At 75.1% G+C, this 17,527-nt stretch carries 18 protein-coding genes; 11 read left to right on the forward strand and 7 right to left on the reverse strand.

Going from position 1 to position 17,527, the window contains the following annotated elements; genetic code table 11:
* Positions 1-13: 13 nt before the first annotated feature.
* A complete protein-coding gene (locus ACH443_RS13780; protein ID WP_429763314.1) occupies positions 14-544 on the reverse strand; it encodes a YbhB/YbcL family Raf kinase inhibitor-like protein in 531 nt (176 codons plus the stop codon).
* Between the two features lie 165 nt (positions 545-709).
* Here ACH443_RS13780 and ACH443_RS13785 point away from each other — a divergent pair, with 165 nt between their 5' ends.
* The 9 genes from ACH443_RS13785 to ACH443_RS13825 all read left to right on the forward strand — a co-directional run bounded on the left by ACH443_RS13785 (position 710) and on the right by ACH443_RS13825 (position 9,005).
* Positions 710-1,483, forward strand: a complete 774-nt coding sequence (locus tag ACH443_RS13785) for an SDR family oxidoreductase (RefSeq protein WP_430590630.1) — start codon at positions 710-712, stop codon at positions 1,481-1,483.
* Positions 1,484-1,494: 11 nt separating this feature from the next.
* Positions 1,495-2,079, forward strand: coding sequence for a TetR/AcrR family transcriptional regulator (locus ACH443_RS13790; RefSeq protein WP_429763316.1), 585 nt, complete (start codon positions 1,495-1,497; stop codon positions 2,077-2,079).
* Between the two features lie 60 nt (positions 2,080-2,139).
* Positions 2,140-3,189, forward strand: coding sequence for an NADPH:quinone oxidoreductase family protein (locus ACH443_RS13795; protein WP_430590631.1), 1,050 nt, complete (start codon positions 2,140-2,142; stop codon positions 3,187-3,189).
* 48 nt (positions 3,190-3,237) lie between these two features.
* Positions 3,238-3,993: a glucose 1-dehydrogenase gene (locus ACH443_RS13800; protein WP_429763318.1), complete on the forward strand. Its 756-nt coding sequence runs from the start codon at positions 3,238-3,240 to the stop codon at positions 3,991-3,993.
* Between the two features lie 128 nt (positions 3,994-4,121).
* A complete protein-coding gene (locus ACH443_RS13805) occupies positions 4,122-4,913 on the forward strand; it encodes an ABC transporter ATP-binding protein (protein ID WP_430590632.1) in 792 nt (263 codons plus the stop codon).
* Positions 4,910-5,629 (forward strand): ABC transporter ATP-binding protein, encoded by a 720-nt coding sequence (locus ACH443_RS13810; RefSeq protein ID WP_430556121.1) that lies wholly within the window; start codon positions 4,910-4,912, stop codon positions 5,627-5,629. Before ACH443_RS13805 ends, ACH443_RS13810 begins: the two co-directional genes overlap by 4 nt.
* A gap of 48 nt (positions 5,630-5,677) precedes the next feature.
* Positions 5,678-6,556: a branched-chain amino acid ABC transporter permease gene (locus tag ACH443_RS13815; RefSeq protein ID WP_430590633.1), complete on the forward strand. Its 879-nt coding sequence runs from the start codon at positions 5,678-5,680 to the stop codon at positions 6,554-6,556.
* Complete coding sequence (locus ACH443_RS13820) at positions 6,553-7,725, forward strand: branched-chain amino acid ABC transporter permease (protein WP_430556123.1); 1,173 nt, start codon at positions 6,553-6,555, stop codon at positions 7,723-7,725. The genes ACH443_RS13815 and ACH443_RS13820 overlap by 4 nt, the downstream gene beginning before the upstream one ends.
* Positions 7,726-7,730: 5 nt before the next feature.
* Positions 7,731-9,005 carry an ABC transporter substrate-binding protein gene (locus ACH443_RS13825; protein WP_429763323.1) on the forward strand — a complete coding sequence of 425 codons (1,275 nt, stop codon included), beginning with the start codon at positions 7,731-7,733 and terminating at the stop codon, positions 9,003-9,005.
* Positions 9,006-9,079: 74 nt separating this feature from the next.
* On the opposite strand, the gene ACH443_RS13830 is transcribed toward ACH443_RS13825, so the two are convergent.
* The 5 genes from ACH443_RS13830 to ACH443_RS13850 all read right to left on the reverse strand — a co-directional run bounded on the left by ACH443_RS13830 (position 9,080) and on the right by ACH443_RS13850 (position 14,378).
* Positions 9,080-10,735, reverse strand: a complete 1,656-nt coding sequence (locus tag ACH443_RS13830) for an AMP-binding protein (RefSeq protein WP_430590634.1) — start codon at positions 10,733-10,735, stop codon at positions 9,080-9,082.
* Positions 10,736-10,797: 62 nt separating this feature from the next.
* Complete coding sequence (locus ACH443_RS13835) at positions 10,798-12,015, reverse strand: acyl-CoA dehydrogenase family protein (protein ID WP_430590635.1); 1,218 nt, start codon at positions 12,013-12,015, stop codon at positions 10,798-10,800.
* Entirely contained in the window at positions 12,015-13,106 is a 1,092-nt protein-coding gene (locus tag ACH443_RS13840) for a phosphotransferase family protein (RefSeq protein ID WP_430590636.1), read from the reverse strand. The genes ACH443_RS13835 and ACH443_RS13840 overlap by 1 nt, the downstream gene beginning before the upstream one ends.
* A 126-nt stretch (positions 13,107-13,232) precedes the next feature.
* The gene (locus ACH443_RS13845; RefSeq protein WP_429763327.1) at positions 13,233-13,634 is read right to left on the reverse strand and encodes an acyl-CoA thioesterase; all 402 of its coding nucleotides are present in this window, start codon (positions 13,632-13,634) and stop codon (positions 13,233-13,235) included.
* A gap of 51 nt (positions 13,635-13,685) precedes the next feature.
* Positions 13,686-14,378 carry a QsdR family transcriptional regulator gene (locus tag ACH443_RS13850; protein WP_430590637.1) on the reverse strand — a complete coding sequence of 231 codons (693 nt, stop codon included), beginning with the start codon at positions 14,376-14,378 and terminating at the stop codon, positions 13,686-13,688.
* Between the two features lie 99 nt (positions 14,379-14,477).
* Here ACH443_RS13850 and ACH443_RS13855 point away from each other — a divergent pair, with 99 nt between their 5' ends.
* Both ACH443_RS13855 and ACH443_RS13860 read left to right on the forward strand, forming a co-directional pair.
* A complete protein-coding gene (locus ACH443_RS13855) occupies positions 14,478-15,710 on the forward strand; it encodes an acyl-CoA dehydrogenase family protein (protein WP_430590638.1) in 1,233 nt (410 codons plus the stop codon).
* A 44-nt stretch (positions 15,711-15,754) separates the two neighbouring features.
* A complete protein-coding gene (locus ACH443_RS13860; protein WP_429763330.1) occupies positions 15,755-16,981 on the forward strand; it encodes an acetyl-CoA C-acetyltransferase in 1,227 nt (408 codons plus the stop codon).
* Positions 16,982-16,984: 3 nt separating this feature from the next.
* Here the strand turns inward: ACH443_RS13860 and ACH443_RS13865 are convergent, their stop codons facing one another.
* Entirely contained in the window at positions 16,985-17,470 is a 486-nt protein-coding gene (locus ACH443_RS13865) for a pyridoxamine 5'-phosphate oxidase family protein (protein WP_430590639.1), read from the reverse strand.
* Positions 17,471-17,527 lie beyond the last annotated feature (57 nt).

A 17,527-nucleotide genomic window follows, 5' to 3' on the forward strand; every position in this document is an offset into this window, starting at 1 on the left:
GTCGTCGCGCCGCTCACCGGCGGTAGGTCGCCGTGAGCGTGGCGCGCGCGAGGACGTGGAAGTAGACGTTGAACGCGACGTGCACCGGGCTGTTCTCCTCGGACAGGCCGAGCGACGGGACGTCGAGGGCGTGCACCGCGAAGACGTAGCGGTGCGGGTGGTCGCCGGGCGGCGGGCCGGCCCCCTCGAAGCCGAGCCGTCCGCCGTCGCTCGGCACGTGGAACGCCCCGGCCGGGAGGCTCGCCCCGCCGACCGCGCCCGCGCCGCGCTCCAGCGAGGTGACGTCCGCGGGGACGTCGACGGCGGTCCAGTGCCAGTAGCCCGACGGCGTCGGTGCGTCCGGGTCGAAGCAGCTCACCACGAACGACCGCGTCGCCGCGGGCGCGCCCGACCACGCGAGGTGGGGCGACACGTCGGCGCCGTCGACGCTGAACTCGACGGCGAGCGGCTCGCCGTCGGTGACGTCCGCGCTCTTGAGCGTGAACGTCGCCGGGACGGGGAGCAGCGAGTACGGGTCCGGGGGCAGCGGTCGTGCGAATTCCATGCCTGTGTCCGTGCCTGTCATGAGGCCATGCTGCCCGACCGCCCGCGGTGCTGGCCAGGGCGGCGATGCAGGCCAGAGCGCGGCGCGGGCGGGCCGTGGTACGGTGCTCGCGCAAACCGACCGGACGGTACGCCGATCGGCAGGGAGCGTCGCGAGGAGGCGATGGTGGGGTCGGTCGACCGGTTCACGGGCAGGTTCACGGGCAGGTTCACGGGCAGGGTCGCGCTGGTGACCGGCGGCAGCCGGGGCATCGGGCTCGCGGTCGCCCGGCGGCTCGTGGACGAGGGCTGTGCCGTCGTCGTCACCGGGCGCAAGCAGGAGGCGCTCGACGAGGCCGTCGCGGCCCTCGGGCCGGAGCGCGCCTCGGGCGTGGCGGGCCGGGTCGACGACCCCGCGCACCGCGCCGCCGTCCTGGCTCACGTCGCCGAGCGCCACGGGCGCCTGGACCACCTCGTGAACAACGCCGGCATCAACCCGGCGTGGGGGCCCGCGCTCGAGGTGGACCCGGGCGTCGCGCGCAAGATCCTCGAGGTCAACGTCGTGTCCGCGCTCGAGTGGACCCGCGACGCCGTCGTCGGCGGGCTGAGCCGGTCGGTCGTGAACGTGGCGTCGATCTCGGGGACGTCGTCCAGCCCGAACATCGCCTTTTACGGCGCATCCAAGGCTGCCCTCATCAACCTCACCCAGCAGCTCGCCCAGGAGCTGGCGCCCGCGCTCCGGGTCAACGCCGTCGCCCCGGCCGTCGTGAAGACGCGGTTCTCCCGCGCGCTCTACGAGGGGCACGAGGGGCAGGTGGCCGAGCGCTACCCCCTCGCGCGGCTGGGCGTGCCCGACGACGTCGCCGGGCCGGTCGCCTTCCTGCTCTCGGACGACGCGGCCTGGGTCACCGGCCAGACGCTCCGGATCGACGGCGGCGCGAGCATCGCGCCCGTCGGGTGAAGGATGGGGGCATGAAGAGCACGAACGTCGCCGACCGGGTCACCGCGGCCGCCCTGGACCTGTTCGCTACGCAGGGGTACGCCACCACCAGCGTGCAGCAGATCGTCGAGGCCGCGGGCGTCACCAAGGGCGCCATGTACCACTACTTCCAGTCCAAGGACGACCTCCTGTTCGCCATCTACGACCGGATGCTGGCGCTGCAGAAGGCCCACCTCGACCAGATCGTCGCCGCGGGCGGGCCGGTCGAGGACGTCGTGCGGGCCGTGTGCGTCGACGTCGTCGAGACGTCGATCGACTTCCTGCCGGAGGGCACCGTCTTCTTCCGCAGCATGCACATGCTCACCGAGCCGCGGCTCAAGGAGGTCACGCAGCGCCGTCGCGAGTACCACGACGCGTTCGCGGCGCTCCTGCGGCGCGGCCAGGACGAGGGCGTCTTCCGCACCGACGTCCCGCGGCCGCTGCTGGTGGCGCACTTCTTCAGCGACGTGCACTACCTGTCGCACTGGTACTCGCCCGAGGGGCCCGAGACGAAGTCCGAGGTGGCCGAGCAGCTCACGGAGCTGTTCCTGCGCGGGATCCGGACCGCCGCGGACTGACCAGGTCCGCCGCGGCGCCGACGACCGGGCGGGCACGACACCGACGAGACGAGAGCGACGATGACGACGCTGCCCGGCACGACCCCCGCCCGTACCCCCGCCGCCGAGGGTCCCGCGACGATGCGCGCCTGGCGCGTGACCGGCCCGGGCGAACCTGCCGACGTGCTGCGGCTCGACGAGGTGCCCGCGCCCGAGCCGGGGCCGGGGGAGGTGCTCGTGCGGGTGCGCGCCGTCGCGGTGAACTTCCCCGACGTCCTGCTGGCCCGCGGCGAGTACCAGGTGCGGCCCGAGCCGCCGTTCGTGCCCGGCATCGAGCTGTGCGGCGACGTGGTCGCCCTCGGCGAGGGCGTCGCGGTGGGAGAGCGCGGGCTCGCGCCGGGCGCACGGGTGGTCGGCTCCGCGATCGGCGTGCTGTCCGAGCTGGCGGCGCTGCCCGCCGCCGCCGTGCGGCCGGCGCCCGAGGGCCTGGGCGACGCCGAGGCGGCCGCGCTGACGATCGCGTACCAGACGGCGTGGTTCGCCCTGCACCGCAAGGCCCGCATCCGGCCGGGGGAGCACCTGCTGGTGCACGCCGCGGCCGGCGGCGTGGGGACCGCGGCGGTGCAGCTCGGCGTCGCGGCGGGGGCCCGGGTGATCGGCGTCGTCGGGAGCCCGGCGAAGGCCGCCGTCGCGACGGCGGCTGGCGCGCACCACGTCCTCGTGCGCGACGACGACCTCGCCGCCCGGGTCAAGGAGCTCACCGGAGGCGCAGGCGCCGACGTGGTCGTCGACCCGGTCGGGGGCGCGTCGTTCGAGCAGTCGACGCGCTGCATCGCCTTCGAGGGGCGGATCGTCGTGGTGGGCTTCGCGAGCGGCGACGTCCCGCCGGTGCGCTCGAACCACGCCCTCGTGAAGAACTACGACGTGCTCGGCCTGCACTGGGCCCTCTACCAGCAGCGCCGTCCCGACCTGGTCGACGCGGCGCACGACGCGCTGACGCGCCTGGTCGCGGAGGGCGCCGTGCGGCCGGTCGTCGCCGACGAGGTGCCCTTCGAGGACGCCCCCGCCGCCGTGCAACGACTCGCCGGCGGCACCACGACCGGCCGCCTCGTCGTCCACGTCGCCGGCTGACGCGAACCCCTGACCGAAGGGGCACGCCAGATCTCGCTCGGAGGAACCATGCCCGCTCGTCCCGTCCCGACCGTCCCCGACCGCCCGCTCGAGGGGCGGGTCGCGCTCGTCACCGGCGGTGCCCGCGGCCTGGGCGCGGCGTACGTCCGCGCCCTGCACGCGGCGGGCGCCGCCGTCGTCGTCGCGGACGTGCTCCACGACGAGGGCGCGGCCCTCGCGGCCGACCTCGGCGACCGGGCGCGGTCCGTCCGCCTCGACGTGACGGACGAGGCGGGGTGGGCGGCGGCGGTCGAGGCCACGGTCGAGGCGTTCGGGGGCCTGGACGTGCTCGTGAACAACGCCGGCATCGCCAACTCCGCCCCCATCGAGCACTACTCCACGGCCAAGTGGGACGCCGTGATCGCCGTGAACCTCACCGGGACGTTCCTGGGCTGCCGCACGGTCGTGCCGGTGATGAAGGCCGCCGGGGGCGGGTCGATCGTCAACGTGTCGTCGGTCGAGGGGCTGCGGGGCGGGGAGCGGCTGCACGGCTACGTGGCGTCCAAGTTCGGCGTGCGGGGGCTGACCAAGTCGCTCGCGGTGGAGCTGGGGCGGGACGGCGTCCGGGTGAACTCCGTGCACCCGGGCCTGGTGCGGACGGAGATGACGACGCGCATCGACACCGACGCCGTGCCGATCCCGATCGGGCGCGCGGCCGTGCCGGACGACGTGGCGGGCGCCGTGGTGTTCCTCGCGAGCGACGCGTCGGCGTACCTCACGGGCACGGAGCTCGTCGTGGACGGTGGCCTCACCGCGGGCGTCTGAGCGTCCCCGGGCCCGCCGGGCGGGCCGGACGTCACGGCACTGCAACATTCTGAAGAATGTCTCGCCAGGGCATACCGGCTAGTCGGTTTATCGGCTAGCGTGGCACCACCCGACACGAAGAGGTGCCGATGTCCCGCCGTTTCCCCGCGTCCCCCGTGGCCGCGCACAGCCCCGCCGCCCGCCCGCGCCTGGAGGTGTCCGGCCTCACCGTGACCTTCGGCGGCCTCACCGCCCTCGACGGCGTCGACCTCACGGTGGGCGACCCGTCCGGCCGTGCCGATCAGGGGGCCGGGCAGGGCGCCGAGACCGTCGCCCTGATCGGGCCGAACGGGGCGGGCAAGACCACCGTCTTCAACGCGGTGTGCGGCCTGGTGCGCCCGTCCGCGGGGGGGATCCGCCTCGACGGGCGCCCCGCGCCCGCGTCCCCGTCCCGGCTGCTCGAGCGCGGGCTCGCGCGCACGCTCCAGGGGCTCGGCCTCTTCGCCGGGCTCACGGTGCTCGAGAACGTCCTGGTGCCGGTGGCCGGGACCGCCGGCGCCTCCGACGCCGCGGCGGCCGCGCTCGCGCGGCTCGACCTGACAGTCGACGCCGGGACCGCGGTCGACGCCCTGCCCTATCCCGTGCGCAAGCGGGTGGCGCTCGCCCGCGCGCTCGTGGCGCGGCCGCGGCTCCTGCTGCTCGACGAGCCCGCCGGCGGCCTCGGGGCCGACGACGTGGAGGCCCTCGCCGACGTCGTGCGCGACGTCGTGGCGGACGGCTGCGCGGTGCTCCTGGTCGAGCACCACGTCGACTTCGTCATGGCCGTGGCCGACCGGGTCGTCGTGCTCGACTTCGGGCGCGTCGTCGCGAGCGGCACGCCCGACGAGGTCCGCGCCGACCCCGCCGTCGAGGCGGCCTACCTCGGGCTGGAGGCAGCGTGAGCGCCGCCCTGGCCGTCGAGGGCCTGACCGTCGGCTACGCGGGCGCGCCCGTGCTCGACGGTCTCGCTCTCGCCGTCGCCCCCGGCGAGGTGGTCGCCCTGCTCGGGGCGAACGGCGCCGGCAAGACGACCCTGCTGCGGGCGCTGTCCGGCCTCACGGCGCCGCGCGCGGGCCGCGTGCTGCTCGACGGCGCCGACCTCTCCGACCTGAGCGTCGAGGACCGCGCCCGGCGAGGGCTGGCCCAGGTCCCCGAGGGCCGGAGCGTCGTGACCGAGCTGACCGTCGACGAGAACCTCCACCTCGGCGCCCTGTGGTGCCATCCCGGCCGCGCCGCCCGACGGGTCGCCGTCGCCCGCACCTACGACCTGTTCGAGCCGCTCGCGCGCCGCCGCTCCAGCCTCGGGCACCAGCTCTCCGGCGGCGAGCGGCAGATGCTCGCGCTCGGCCGCGCCCTGCTCGCCCGCCCGCGCGTGCTGCTCCTCGACGAGCCGTCGCTCGGCCTCGCGCCGCGCGTCGTCGCGCAGCTCATGGGCGTGCTGCGCGCCACGGCGCGGGCGACCGGCCTGACGGTGCTGCTCGCGGAGCAGAACGTCACCAGCGCCCTGTCGATCGCGGACCGGGGCGTCGTGCTGAGCCTCGGCGCGGTGGTGGTCGACGCCCCCGCTGCCGAGCTCGCCGGCGACCCCGCCCTCCGCCACGCCTACCTGGGCTTCTGACCGGCTTCCGACCGGCTCCCGACCCGCGTCCCCCGAGAGAGGCTCCCCATGGACCGACTCGTCTTCCTCCTCGCCACCGGGCTCGCCCGGGGGCTCGTCGTCGCGCTCTTCGCGCTGTCCCTCGTGATCGTCTGGCGCGCCGCCCGCCTCGTGAACTTCGCGCAGGCCGCCGTCGCCACCGTCGCCGTCTTCGCCGCGTTCGCCGTCACCGGCGCGACGGGGTCCTTCTGGGCGGGGCTGGCCGCCGCCCTCCTCACCGGGGCAGCGGTGAACGCGGCCGTGGAGCGCGGCCTCGTGCGGCGCGTGCCGCAGGGCAGCCCGCTGCCCGGGATGATCGTCGCCATCGGGCTGGTCATGGTGCTGCAGTCGGCGCTCGGGATCGCCTTCGGCCCCCGGCACCGGCCGATGGCCGCGCCGTTCGACGAGCGCCCGTTCGTCGTGGGCGGCGTCCCCCTGCTCTCGCCGTACGACCTGTTCGTGCTGACCGTGGCGCTGGCGGTGGTCGGGCTGCTCGCGTGGCTCTTCAACGGCACGACGCTGGGCCTGCAGCTGCGGGCGTCGGCTGCGGCGCCGGAGGTCTCCCGGCTGCTGGGCGTGCGCGTGCCGCGCATGGTCACCCTCGGCTGGGCGCTGTCGGGCGCCGTCGCCGCCCTCGCGGCGCTCCTGGTCGTGCCCACCGAGCTCGGCCTCAACGCGCACTCCGCCGACCTGCTCTTCGTGCACGCCTTCACCGTCGCAGTCCTGGGCGGGCTCGACTCGCCGACCGGCGCGCTGATCGGCGGCGTCCTCGTGGGGGTGCTCGTCAGCCTCGTGACCGGGTACCTCGGCGCCGGCGTCGCGCCGCTCGCCGTGCTCGCCCTGCTCACGCTCGTGCTGCTGGTGCGGCCCGCCGGGATCTTCGCGGCCGCCCAGGTGCGTGCCGCATGACCGCCACGAGACCCGCCGAGACCGAGGAGACCGCCGTGCGCGACGCGCGCCGCCCCGACCCGCGGCCCGCCCGCCGCCTCACCCCGACCCAGCGGATCCTGCTGCGTGCGGTCGTGCTCACGCTGCTGGCGGTCGCCGCCACGTTCCTGCTCGACCCGTACCGCAACTACCAGCTCGCCGTCGTCGCCGCGACCTTCTGCGCGACGGCCGGCCTCACGCTCCTCGTCGGGCTCACGGGCCAGCTCTCCCTCGGTCACGCCGTGCTCATGGCCGCGGGCGGCTACGGCTACGCCCTCGCCGTGAACGCGGCGTCCTCCGCCGGCCTCGACGGCGACGGGGCGGCCGGCACCGCGCGCGTCGTCCTCGGGCTGGTCGGGTCGCTGGTCGCCTCCGGCGCGCTGGGCGGGCTGCTCGGCCTCGCGGGAGCCCGCCTGCGCGGGCCCTACCTGGCGGGGCTGACGCTCGCCATGGTCGTCGCGCTGCCCGCCCTCACGACGCAGGTGCCGGCGCTCGGCGGCGACCAGGGCCTGGCGGTCCCGTTCGAGGGCGTGCCCGAGGTGCTGTCCCGGCTGATCGTCGTGGAGCAGTGGCACGCCTGGGTGGCGATCGTCGTGGCCGCGCTCGCGGTCACGCCGCTGGCCGTGCTGCGCTCCGGGCGCGCGGGCCTGCGCATGCGCGCCGTGCACGGCGACGAGACCGCGGCCCGGCTCTCCGGGGTGTCGCCGGCGCGCGTCAAGGTCGGCGCGTTCGTCGCGAGCTCGCTCGCCGCCGGGCTCGGCGGCGCCGTCCTGTGCCTCGTCACCCAGTCGGTGGGGCCCGGCCGCTACGACCTCGCGTTCTCGCTGCTGCTCGTCGTGGCGGCCGTCGTCGGCGGGCTCGGCAGCCTCGGCGGCGCGGCCGCCGGCGCGGCGCTCGTCGTGCTGCTGCCGTGGCTCGTCGACACCGTCACCGGCGCCGTCGGCGTCCCGGCCGACCTCGAGCAGCGGCTGTCCGGCAACCTCGCCGTGCTGGTCTTCGGCGCCCTGCTGATCGTCGTGACCCTGGCCTGGCCGGGCGGGCTCGCCCGCGCCGCGGCCCGTCGTCGCCACCGTCCCCACCGTCCCCGCGGCCGCACCGACGCGCCCGCGGCCCCGCCACCACCCCCAGCGTCACAACCACTCGAGAGGTGATCCCCATGCGGAACCCCCGCACCGCCACCGTCGGTACGACGGCCGGCGTGGCCGCGGCGTCCGTCGTCGCGTGCCTGGCCCTCGCCGGCTGCAGCACGCCCGCCGCGGCGGCCCCCGGCATCAGTGACGACACCGTCACGGTCGGCACGCACCAGCCGCTGACGGGCCCGGCCGCCGCCGGGTACGCGTCGATCTCGGCCGCCACGAAGGCGTACTTCGAGTACGTCAACGCGAACGGCGGCGTCCACGGCCGCTCCATCGAGTACGTCGTCAAGGACGACGGGTACAACCCGGCGAACACCCAGACCGTGGTCCGCGAGCTGGTGCAGGAGGACCAGGTGTTCGCCCTGCTCGGCGGCCTCGGCACGCCGACGCACTCGTCCGTGCTCGACTACCTCGACCAGAACGACGTGCCCGACCTCTTCGTCGCGTCCGGCAGCACGATGTGGGACGACCCCGAGGGGCACCCGAACACGTTCGGCTTCAACGCCGACTACGTGGTCGAGGGCGCCGCGCTCGCGCAGTACACCGCCGACGAGCACGCCGGCAGCAAGGTCTGCGTCCTCGGGCAGGACGACGACTTCGGGGCGGAGTTCCTCGAGGGTGTGGAGCTCGCCCTCGGCGCGGACGGCGTCACCGCCCACGAGTCGTACTCGACGTCGAACCAGGACGTCACCGCGCAGATGGGGGCCCTCCAGGCCGCGGGGTGCGAGGACGTGCTGCTCGCCACGGTGAACGGCTTCACGGCGCTCGCGGTCGGCACGGCCGCGAAGATGGGCTGGAGCCCGCGGTGGCTGGCGTCGTCGTCGGGCGGCGACTACCCGACGCTCGTCGAGCTGCTGGGCGAGGACGTGGCGCCCGCCCTGCTCCAGGGCTTCGTCAGCGCGAACTACCTGCCCTTCGGGCCGGACGGCGAGTGGGTCGAGCTGTTCGAGCAGATCAACGACGAGTACAACGACGGCGCGCGCTTCGACGGCAACACCGTGTACGGCATGAGCGTCGGCTACCTGTTCGCCGAGGCGCTGGCCCAGGCGGGCGAGGACCCGACGCGCGAGAGCCTGGTCGAGGCCGTCGAATCGGGCAAGCTCGAGGGCAACGGCATCCTGCCGCTCATGTTCGGCCCGGACGACCACTCCGCGTTCGACGGCGTCGGCATCACCGTCGTCGCCGACGGCGTGCAGGACTACGTCGGCGCGACCTACGCCGTCGGGGGCGGGAAGGTCACCGAGGTGGAGCCGCAGCCGGTGGAGCTGCGAGGCGGCGGCGTCCCCGCCCCGTAGTCTCGCCGCCGTCGTGGGCGCTCGTCTGGCGCCATCCGAGTACCGGATGGCGCCAGACGTGCGCCCACCACGGCTCAGCGGACGGGGGCGAAGCGGGCGGGCAGCTCGCGCTTGAGGATCTTGCCGCTGGGGCCGAGGGGGAGCTCGTCCACCACGTGCACCACGCGCGGGTACTTGAACGCGGCCACACGTTCGCGGACCCAGGCGGCGAGGGCGTCGGCGTCGAGCGTGCGCCCGTCGGCCGGCACGACGGCGGCGTGGATCTCCTGCCCGTGCACCGGGTCCGCGACGCCGAAGACCGCGGCCAGCGCGACGTCGGGGTGCGACACGAGCGTCGCCTCCACCTCGGTGGGATACACGTTGTACCCGTTGCGGATGATCATGTCCTTCTTGCGGTCGGTGATCGCGAGGATGCCGTCGGCGTCGAGGGTGCCGAGGTCGCCGGTGCGGAACCAGCCGTCGACGACGGCCGCGGCGTCCGCGTCCGGCCGTCCCAGGTAGCCCTTGAGCAGGTTGTGCCCGCGCACCACGATCTCGCCGAGCGCGCCCGGCTCGCTCAGCAGGTGCACCTCGTGGTCGATGACGGCGTCGGCGACGGCCACGTCCACACCCCACATCGGACGACCCACCGTGCCGGGCCGGATCGGCTCGAAGACGGTGTTGAACGAGACGCTCGGGGACGTCTCCGTGAGGCCGTAGCCCTCGTGCACCTCGGCGCCGTAGGCGGCGGCGAACTCCTCGAGCACGCTGATCGGCAGCGCCGCGCCGCCCGAGACGGCGTACCGCAGCGGCGGCCGGGCGTCGCTGCGGCGCGCGGCCTCCAGCATCCCGACGAACATCGTCGGCACGGCGGTGAACACCGTGGCCCGGTGCGCCACGAGCAGCTCGAGCGCCTGGTCCGGGTCGAACCGGGGCAGCAGCACCACGGACGCCCCGACGCGGAACGCGCAGTTCATCACCGCCATCTGGCCGAACGCGTGGAACAGCGGGAGCCCGCCGAAGACGACGTCGTCGTGCCGCAGGTCGAAGGAGTCGATGAGGGAGCAGTGCACCTGCTCGACGGCGGCGAGGTGGGAGCCGACGGCGCCCTTGGGCAGCCCGGTGGTGCCGCTGGTGTAGAGGATCGTCGCGGCCGACGTCGGGTGCACCGCCGTGTGCCGCTCCACGGGCGTCGCCGCGGCCGCCTCGTCCTCGAGGCGGGGGAGGGCGGGCCCGCCCTGCTCCGCGGTGGGGGCGAGCACCGTGACGAGGGGGACGCCCGCGCGCTCGGCGGCGGGCGCGGCCTCGGCGAGCAGCGGTGCGGCCGCGACCACGAGGTCGGCCCGGCTGTCCCGCAGCACGAACTCGATCTCGCCCGACCGGAACAGCAGGTGGATCGGGACGACGACGGCGCCGACGGAGAGCGCGGCGTAGTACACGCGCGCGAAGTCGGGCACGTTCGGCACGACCATCGCCACGCGCGAGCCGCGCCCGATCCCGCGTGCCGCGAGGGCGCCGGCGTAGGCGCAGGTCTGGTCCCAGAGCTCGCCGTAGGTGGTGGTGGTCCCCGCGAAGTGCAGCGCGGGGTACCCGGGATGGCGTCGCGCCGTCTCCGCGAGCAGCGACGCGGCCGAGAGCGTCCCGAAGCCGGGGCCGTCGACGGCGTCGGTGGAGGTCCGGGCGGAACCGTCGGCGGGGGCGTCGGGCGCGGGGCCAGGGGAGTCCGCGCTGGGGTCGGGGGTGGGTGTCATGTCCGGTCCTTTCGTCGTCGTCGATCCGGAGGGTCGTGCGGGCCCCGGCGCTCCGGGACGGCTCAGCCGCGCAGCTCGGCGCGCCCGAGGGAGCCGAGGTGCACCTCGTCGGGGCCGTCGGCGAGGCGCAGGGCGCGGGCCGCGGCGAACATCTCGGCGAGCGGCTGGTCGCCGGACAGCCCGGCGGCGCCGAAGAGCTGCATCGCGCGGTCGAGGATCGCCTGGACGGTGCGCGGCACGGCGATCTTGATGGCCTGGATCTCGCGCATGGCCTTCCGGTTGCCGACGGTGTCCATGAGCCAGGCGGTCTTGAGCACGAGCAGGCGCAACGCCTCGACCTCGACGCGGGAGGTGGCGACCCACTCGCGGACCACGCCCTGCTCGGCGAGCGGGCGGCCGAACGTGGAGCGCTCGCGCGCCCGCCGGACGGCGAGCGCCAGCGCCCGCTCGGCCATGCCGAGGGCGCGCATGCAGTGGTGGATGCGGCCCGGCCCGAGGCGCGCCTGCGCCATCGCGAACCCGTCGCCCTCGCCGCCGAGCAGGTTCGTGGCGGGCACGCGGACGTCGTCGAAGGCGATCTCGGCGTGCCCGCCGTGGTCGCGGTCGTCGTAGCCGAACACGGTCAGGGGGCGCACGACCGTCACGCCCGGGGCGTCCCGCGGCACGAGCACCATCGACTGCTGCCGGCGGGGCGGCGCGTCCGGGTCGGTCTTGCCCATGACGACGAGCAGCGCGGCGCCCGGGTTCATCGCGCCGGTGGACCACCACTTGCGGCCGGTGATCACCAGCTCGTCGCCGTCGCGGCGGATGCGCGTGCCGATCTGCGACGCGTCGCTCGAGGCGACCCCCGGCTCGGTCATGCAGAACGCCGACCGGAGGCGCGCGTCGAGCAGCGGGTCGAGCCACTCGTGCTGCTGGTCCGGCGTGCCGAAGTGCGCGAGCAGCTCCATGTTGCCGGTGTCGGGGGCAGCGCAGTTGAACGCCGCCGGGGCCAGCCGCGGGCTCCAGCCGGTGAGCTCGGCGAGCGGCGCGTACTGCAGGTTGGTGAGGCCGGCGCCGCGGTCCCCGGCGGGCCCGTCGCCCGGGAGGAACAGGTTCCACAGGCCCTGCTCGCGGGCGGCGTCCTGGAGCTCGCGCAGCACGGGGCGCGGGGACCAGTCGTCCGGGGCGGCGGCGAGCTGCGCGTCCAGCACCGGTTCCGCCGGCAGCACGCGCTCGTCGAGGAACGCGCGGACCCGGTCGGTGAGCTCGGCGGTGCGGGCGTCGGGGGCGAAGTCCATCAGGCCCTCCCGGCGGGCGTCGCGTGCGCGAGGCCGTCCTCGGCCAGCGGCGCCACGAGGGCGCCGATCCGGTCGAAGCCCTCGCCGACCGTCTCGCCCGCCCGGTAGCGGTAGTGGATCCCCTCGAGGATCACGGCGAGCTTGTACGCGGCGAACGCGCGGTACCAGGCCAGGTCGGGCGGCGCGGTGCCCGACCGCGCGGCGTACGCGTCGACGAGGACGGCGAACTCCGGGTAGCCGGCGCCGGGGACGACGGCGCTCAGCGCGCCGTCGTCGGAACCGTCGTCGCCTGCCGTACCGGTGAGGCCGCGGATGTCCCAGTACAGGCCGAGCATGCCGAGGTCGACCAGCGGGTCGCCGAGGGTCGCCATCTCCCAGTCGAGGACGGCGGCGACGCGGGGCGCGTCGGGCGGGCCGGCGACGATCGCGTTGTCGAGCCGGAAGTCGCCGTGCACGATGCCGGCCCGCCCGCCCGAGTCAGGGACGCCCGCGGCGAGCCGGTCCTGCAGCGCGTCGAGCCGGGGCTGCGGGCGGCTGCGGGAGGCGTCGTACTGGCGCCGCCACGTGGCCAGCTGCCGGTGGAGGTACCCGTCGGGGCGGCCGAAGTCCGCGAGGCCGACGGCGGCCGGGTCCACGGCGTGCAGGTCGGCGAGCACCTCGGCGAGCTCGAGGCCGAGGGCGTGCAGGCCGTCCGCCGTGAACGCCGCGTTCTGCGCCGGGCGGGACAGCACCGTGCCGGCCACGTGCTCCATGACGAAGAAGACGGTGCCGGTGACCTCGCCGCGGTCGGTGTCGTCGACGACGTCGACGGTGCGGGGCACCGGGACGGGGCTGTCCGCGAGGGCGGTGACGACGCGGTGCTCGCGGCGCATGTCGTGCGCGGTGGACAGCACGTGGCCCAGCGGCGGCCGCCGCACGACGAGCGGCACGCGGGCCCCGTGGACGCGGTACGTGAGGTTGCTGCGGCCGCCGGCGATCACGCTCGCGGTGACCTCACCTCCGGAACCCGTGCCGCCGTCGGTGAGCTCGGGGTGCTCCCGCTCCAGCCACGCCCGCAGCCCTGCGGTGTCCAGTCCGGGCACGTCGGTCATCGATGACCACCTTCCGTCGACCCGGATCGTCCCGGGGCTCGAGCGAGCATACCGCTCAGTCGGTATGCGGTGCGACCAGGTCGTCCGCGGGGCGCGCGGGGCCGTCGTGGTCGGTCCTGCGGCGTGTCAGTCCTGCAGGGTGGCGACCGCCCGCCGGACGCCGTCCGGCACGGGCACCGGCCGCCGGGAGGGCTCGTCGACGAACACGTGCGTGAACCGGCCGACGGCGATCGGCTCGTCGCCGTCGGCGCGGAGCACGTGCAGGTCCCACGTGAGGCTCGTGCGCCCCAGGCGCTCCACGCCGATCCCGACCTCGAGCTCCTCGGGGTACGACGCCGGCGCGCGGAACTCGCACGACGACGCCACGCACAGCCCGATCACGTCGCCCCGCGGGTCCAGCCCCCCGTGGGCGATCATCCACGCGTTCACGGCGGTGTCCATCGCGGCGTAGTACACGGTGTTGTTGACGTGGCCGTACTGGTCGTTGTCGTTCCAGCGCAGCGGGAACGGGTGGCGGGCGCGGGGCATCGGTGCTCCTGGGGGTCTCGGGCGGGGTCTCAGGGGTGTCGGCGGGCGGGATCAGGCGGAGGTGGACGGCACCCGCAGCAGGTGGCGGAACGCGACGGCGGCGCGGTCGGCCTCGGGCGTCTCGCCCGTGATGAGGTCGGCATAGGTGAACGACTCGGAGACGCGCACCAGCAGGTAGGCGAGCGACGCGGGGTCGATGCCGCTCGTGCTCCCGCCGTCGTCGAACGGGGTGTCGCCGAGATGGGTGCGCACCAGCCACTCGCAGGTAGCGAGGAAGCGGTGCTGGATGGGGCTCGCCTTGGTGGTGAGCAGCCGCAGGGCGCGCGCGGGCTCGCGGGTGAGGAAGTCCCGGAAGTACGGGGCGGTGATGAGGTCGCCGGCGAAGCGCGTGAGGACGCCGGCGACCCGCTCGGCCCCGCGTTCGGCCGCCGTCGCGCGGTCGGCCTGGACCAGGGTCGGGACGGCGAGGGACCACAGCACCTCGGTGAGCAGCGCGTCCCGGTTGCCGACCCACCGGAACACGGACGTCCGGTCGACGCCGAGGCTCGCGGCCAGGGGGGCCATGTCGAGGCGCCGTCCTGCGACGAACGTCTCCCGCGCGAGGTCGAACGCCCGCCGCGCGTCGGCGTGGGCGCCGGGCGCCAGGCGCAGGGAGAGCGGCGTGGGCGCGGCCTCGAGGCCGACGGTCGCGATCGGCGCGTCGTCGTGCGGGGCGGGCGTGGTGCTCGTGGCGCTGTCCGGCATGACCGCAGCCTAGTGTCGTGGGACAAGGTCCGTGCAACATCTTGGAAAATGATGCACGGGGGTGCACACTGGTCGCGTTCGACGACGATCGGAGCAACGATGACGTTCACCTCCCCGGCCACCTCGACCACCGGCCTGACCACCGGCCCGACCACCGGCCCCGCGGTGCTCGACGCCGACTTCTACGGCTTCCAGGACCTGCTCACCCCCCGCGAGCAGGCGGCGGCGCTCGCCGTGCGCGAGTTCATGGAGCGCGAGGTACGCCCCCTCGCGGACGACTACTGGGAGCGAGCGGAGTGTCCCGTCCACCTCTTCAAGCCGTTCGCCGAGCTCGGCACGGTGGGTGCGGCGTGGCCCGAGTGCGCGCCGTTCGAGAGCTCGGCGGTGTTCCGCGGCTGGATCGGCATGGAGCTCGCCCGCGTGGACTCCTCGTTCTGCACCTTCATCGGCGTGTCCTCGGGGCTCGCGATGAGCGCGATCGGCCTGGGCGGCTCGCCCGAGCAACGCGCGCAGTGGCTGCCCCCGATGGCGAGCGGCGACGTCATCGGCGCCTTCGGCCTCACCGAGCCGCTGTCCGGCTCCGACACCGCCAAGGGGCTGCGCACCACCGCCACGCGCCAGGGCGACACCTGGACCCTGCACGGCGCCAAGCGCTGGATCGGCAACGCGACGTTCGCCGACGTCGTCGTGATCTGGGCCAAGGACACGGCCGACGACCAGGTCAAGGGCTTCCTCGTCCGGAAGGGGACGCCAGGCTTCACCGCCACGAAGATCGAGCGCAAGCAGTCGCTGCGCATCGTGCAGAACGCGGACATCGCGCTCGACGGCGTCCAGGTCGCGGAGGCCGACAGGCTGCAGCGCATCGACCGCTTCCGCGACGTCGCCCAGGTGCTCCGAGTGACGCGCGACGGCGTGTCCTGGCAGTCGCTGGGCACGATGATCGGCGCCTACGAGGCGGCCGTGGCGTACACGCGGCAGCGTGAGCAGTTCGGGCACCCGATCGCCAGCTACCAGCTGATCCAGGACAAGCTCGCCACCGCGCTCGCGAACGTCACCGCGAGCCTCGCCGTGTGCGTGCGCGTCTCCCAGCTGCAGGATGCCGGGACGCAGCGCGACGCGCACGCCGCGATGGCGAAGGCGTTCGTCACCACCCGCATGCGCGAGACCGTCGCGCTGTGCCGCGAGGCCTGCGGCGGCAACGGCATCACCCTCGACACCGGCGTCGCGCGGTACTTCGCCGACGCCGAGGCCGTGTACACGTTCGAGGGCACCCGGGACATGAACAACCTCATCGTGGGCCGCGAGATCACCGGCCACGCGGCGTTCGTCTGAGCCGCCCGCGCCCCCATCTCGTACCGACCCGAAGGAGACACGACATGACCGAGGCGTACATCGTCGCCACCGCGCGCTCGCCGATCGGGCGCGCGCACAAGGGATCGCTCAAGGACGTCCGCGCCGACGACCTCGCCGCGCGCATGGTCGAGGCCGCCGTCGCGCAGGTGCCCGGGCTCGACCCGGCGCGCATCGACGACCTCCTGCTGGGCTGCGGCCTGCCCGGCGGCCGGCAGGGGATGAACATGGCCCGCGTCGTGGCCGTGCTGAACGGCTGGGACTCCGTGCCCGGCACCACCGTGACCCGGTACTGCTCCTCCAGCCTGCAGACCACGCGCATGGCGTTCCACGCCATCAGGGCGGGGGAGGGCGACGTCTTCGTGTCCGCCGGCGTCGAGTCGGTGAGCGGCATGGCCGTCGGGTCGAGCGACGAGATCCCCGGCGTCGACCTCACCAACCCTCGCTTCGCCGACGCGCTGGAGCGCACGGCGAAGCGCGCCGTCGGCGGCGCCGGGCCCTGGACCGACCCGCGCGCCGTCGGGGCCCTGCCGGACGCGTACGTCGCCATGGGGCAGACGGCGGAGAACGTCGCGGACCTGCGCGGCATCTCGCGCCGCGACCAGGACGAGTTCGCCGCGCGCAGCCAGCAGCGCGCCGAGGCGGCGATCGCCGACGGCTTCTGGGCGCGGGACATCACGCCCGTCACGCTCGACGACGGCACGGTGGTGTCCGCGGACGACGGCCCGCGGCCCGGCACGACCGTCGAGAGGCTCGCGACGCTCGACCCGGTGTTCCGCCCCGACGGCACGGTCACCGCCGGCAACGCGTGCCCGCTCAACGACGGGGCCGCCGCAGTCGTCGTGGTCTCCGACCGCGTCGTCGACGAGCTCGGCCTGACGCCGCTGGCGCGCATCGTGTCGACCGGCGTCACGGGCCTGTCGCCCGAGATCATGGGCCTGGGCCCGGTGGGGGCGAGCCGCCAGGCGCTCGCCCGCGCGGGGCTCGGGATCGACGACATGGACCTCGTCGAGATCAACGAGGCGTTCGCCGCGCAGGTCATCGCGTCGGCCCTCGAGCTGGGCATCGAGGACGAGCGGCTCAACGTCCACGGCGGCGCCATCGCCGTCGGGCACCCCTTCGGCATGACCGGCGCCCGTATCACCTCCACGCTGATCAACGGGCTCGAGGCGTCGGGCGGCCGCTACGGGCTGGAGACCATGTGCGTCGGCGGCGGGCAGGGCATGGCGATGGTGCTGGAGCGCGTCGCGTAGCGCTCAGAGCCACTCGCCGTCGCGCATGAGGGTACGGCCGGCCAGCTCGTCCACCTCGCGCCAGGCCTGGACGCGTCGCGGGCGCAGCACGAGGTAGACGTCGTGCTCGCCGCCCGGGCGCGGGTCCCAGTCCGCCTGCGCGGCATACCCCTCGGCGAGCTCCGGCGGCGCCTCGGCGACCCGGACCGAGCGCTCGAGGACGGCGTCGACCATGACGACGTCGCGTGTCGCCCCGAGCGAGAGCCGCGCGGTACCGGTGGCGAGCAGGTTGCGGCCCGTGCGCGACGTCGCCTCCAGCGCGAGGACGACGCGGTTGTCGACCCAGGCCAGCGACAGGGGCACCAGGTAGGGCTCGGGCGTGCCGTCGGGTGCCGTCGACGCCGTGGCGACCCAGACGTCTCGCACCGGGGAGCTCAGCATCGCCAGCGTGTCGGCGCGGCGCTGCTCGCGTGTGCGAGGACCGGGTGCGACCTGCGGGTTCGTCGTCATGGCGCCATCCTGCCCGATCCGGTGCCCCCGGACGGCGGCGCCGTCCGGGGGCACCGC

Origin of the sequence: Isoptericola sp. NPDC019571 (genome assembly GCF_044389385.1) — a bacterium.
Classification (GTDB): domain Bacteria; phylum Actinomycetota; class Actinomycetes; order Actinomycetales; family Cellulomonadaceae; genus Isoptericola; species Isoptericola nanjingensis.

Excerpts from the sequence above, each read along its gene's own strand:
- ACH443_RS13780 (WP_429763314.1), bottom strand. The coding sequence starts at position 544 with ATGGAATTCGCACGACCGCTGCCCCCGGACCCGTACTCGCTGCTCCCC.
- ACH443_RS13790 (WP_429763316.1), top strand. The coding sequence starts at position 1,495 with ATGAAGAGCACGAACGTCGCCGACCGGGTCACCGCGGCCGCCCTGGAC.
- ACH443_RS13795 (WP_430590631.1), top strand. The coding sequence starts at position 2,140 with ATGACGACGCTGCCCGGCACGACCCCCGCCCGTACCCCCGCCGCCGAG.
- ACH443_RS13800 (WP_429763318.1), top strand. The coding sequence starts at position 3,238 with ATGCCCGCTCGTCCCGTCCCGACCGTCCCCGACCGCCCGCTCGAGGGG.
- ACH443_RS13805 (WP_430590632.1), top strand. The coding sequence starts at position 4,122 with ATGTCCCGCCGTTTCCCCGCGTCCCCCGTGGCCGCGCACAGCCCCGCC.
- ACH443_RS13815 (WP_430590633.1), top strand. The coding sequence starts at position 5,678 with ATGGACCGACTCGTCTTCCTCCTCGCCACCGGGCTCGCCCGGGGGCTC.
- ACH443_RS13820 (WP_430556123.1), top strand. The coding sequence starts at position 6,553 with ATGACCGCCACGAGACCCGCCGAGACCGAGGAGACCGCCGTGCGCGAC.
- ACH443_RS13825 (WP_429763323.1), top strand. The coding sequence starts at position 7,731 with ATGCGGAACCCCCGCACCGCCACCGTCGGTACGACGGCCGGCGTGGCC.
- ACH443_RS13830 (WP_430590634.1), bottom strand. The coding sequence starts at position 10,735 with ATGACACCCACCCCCGACCCCAGCGCGGACTCCCCTGGCCCCGCGCCC.
- ACH443_RS13835 (WP_430590635.1), bottom strand. The coding sequence starts at position 12,015 with ATGGACTTCGCCCCCGACGCCCGCACCGCCGAGCTCACCGACCGGGTC.
- ACH443_RS13840 (WP_430590636.1), bottom strand. The coding sequence starts at position 13,106 with ATGACCGACGTGCCCGGACTGGACACCGCAGGGCTGCGGGCGTGGCTG.
- ACH443_RS13845 (WP_429763327.1), bottom strand. The coding sequence starts at position 13,634 with ATGCCCCGCGCCCGCCACCCGTTCCCGCTGCGCTGGAACGACAACGAC.
- ACH443_RS13850 (WP_430590637.1), bottom strand. The coding sequence starts at position 14,378 with ATGCCGGACAGCGCCACGAGCACCACGCCCGCCCCGCACGACGACGCG.
- ACH443_RS13855 (WP_430590638.1), top strand. The coding sequence starts at position 14,478 with ATGACGTTCACCTCCCCGGCCACCTCGACCACCGGCCTGACCACCGGC.
- ACH443_RS13860 (WP_429763330.1), top strand. The coding sequence starts at position 15,755 with ATGACCGAGGCGTACATCGTCGCCACCGCGCGCTCGCCGATCGGGCGC.
- ACH443_RS13865 (WP_430590639.1), bottom strand. The coding sequence starts at position 17,470 with ATGACGACGAACCCGCAGGTCGCACCCGGTCCTCGCACACGCGAGCAG.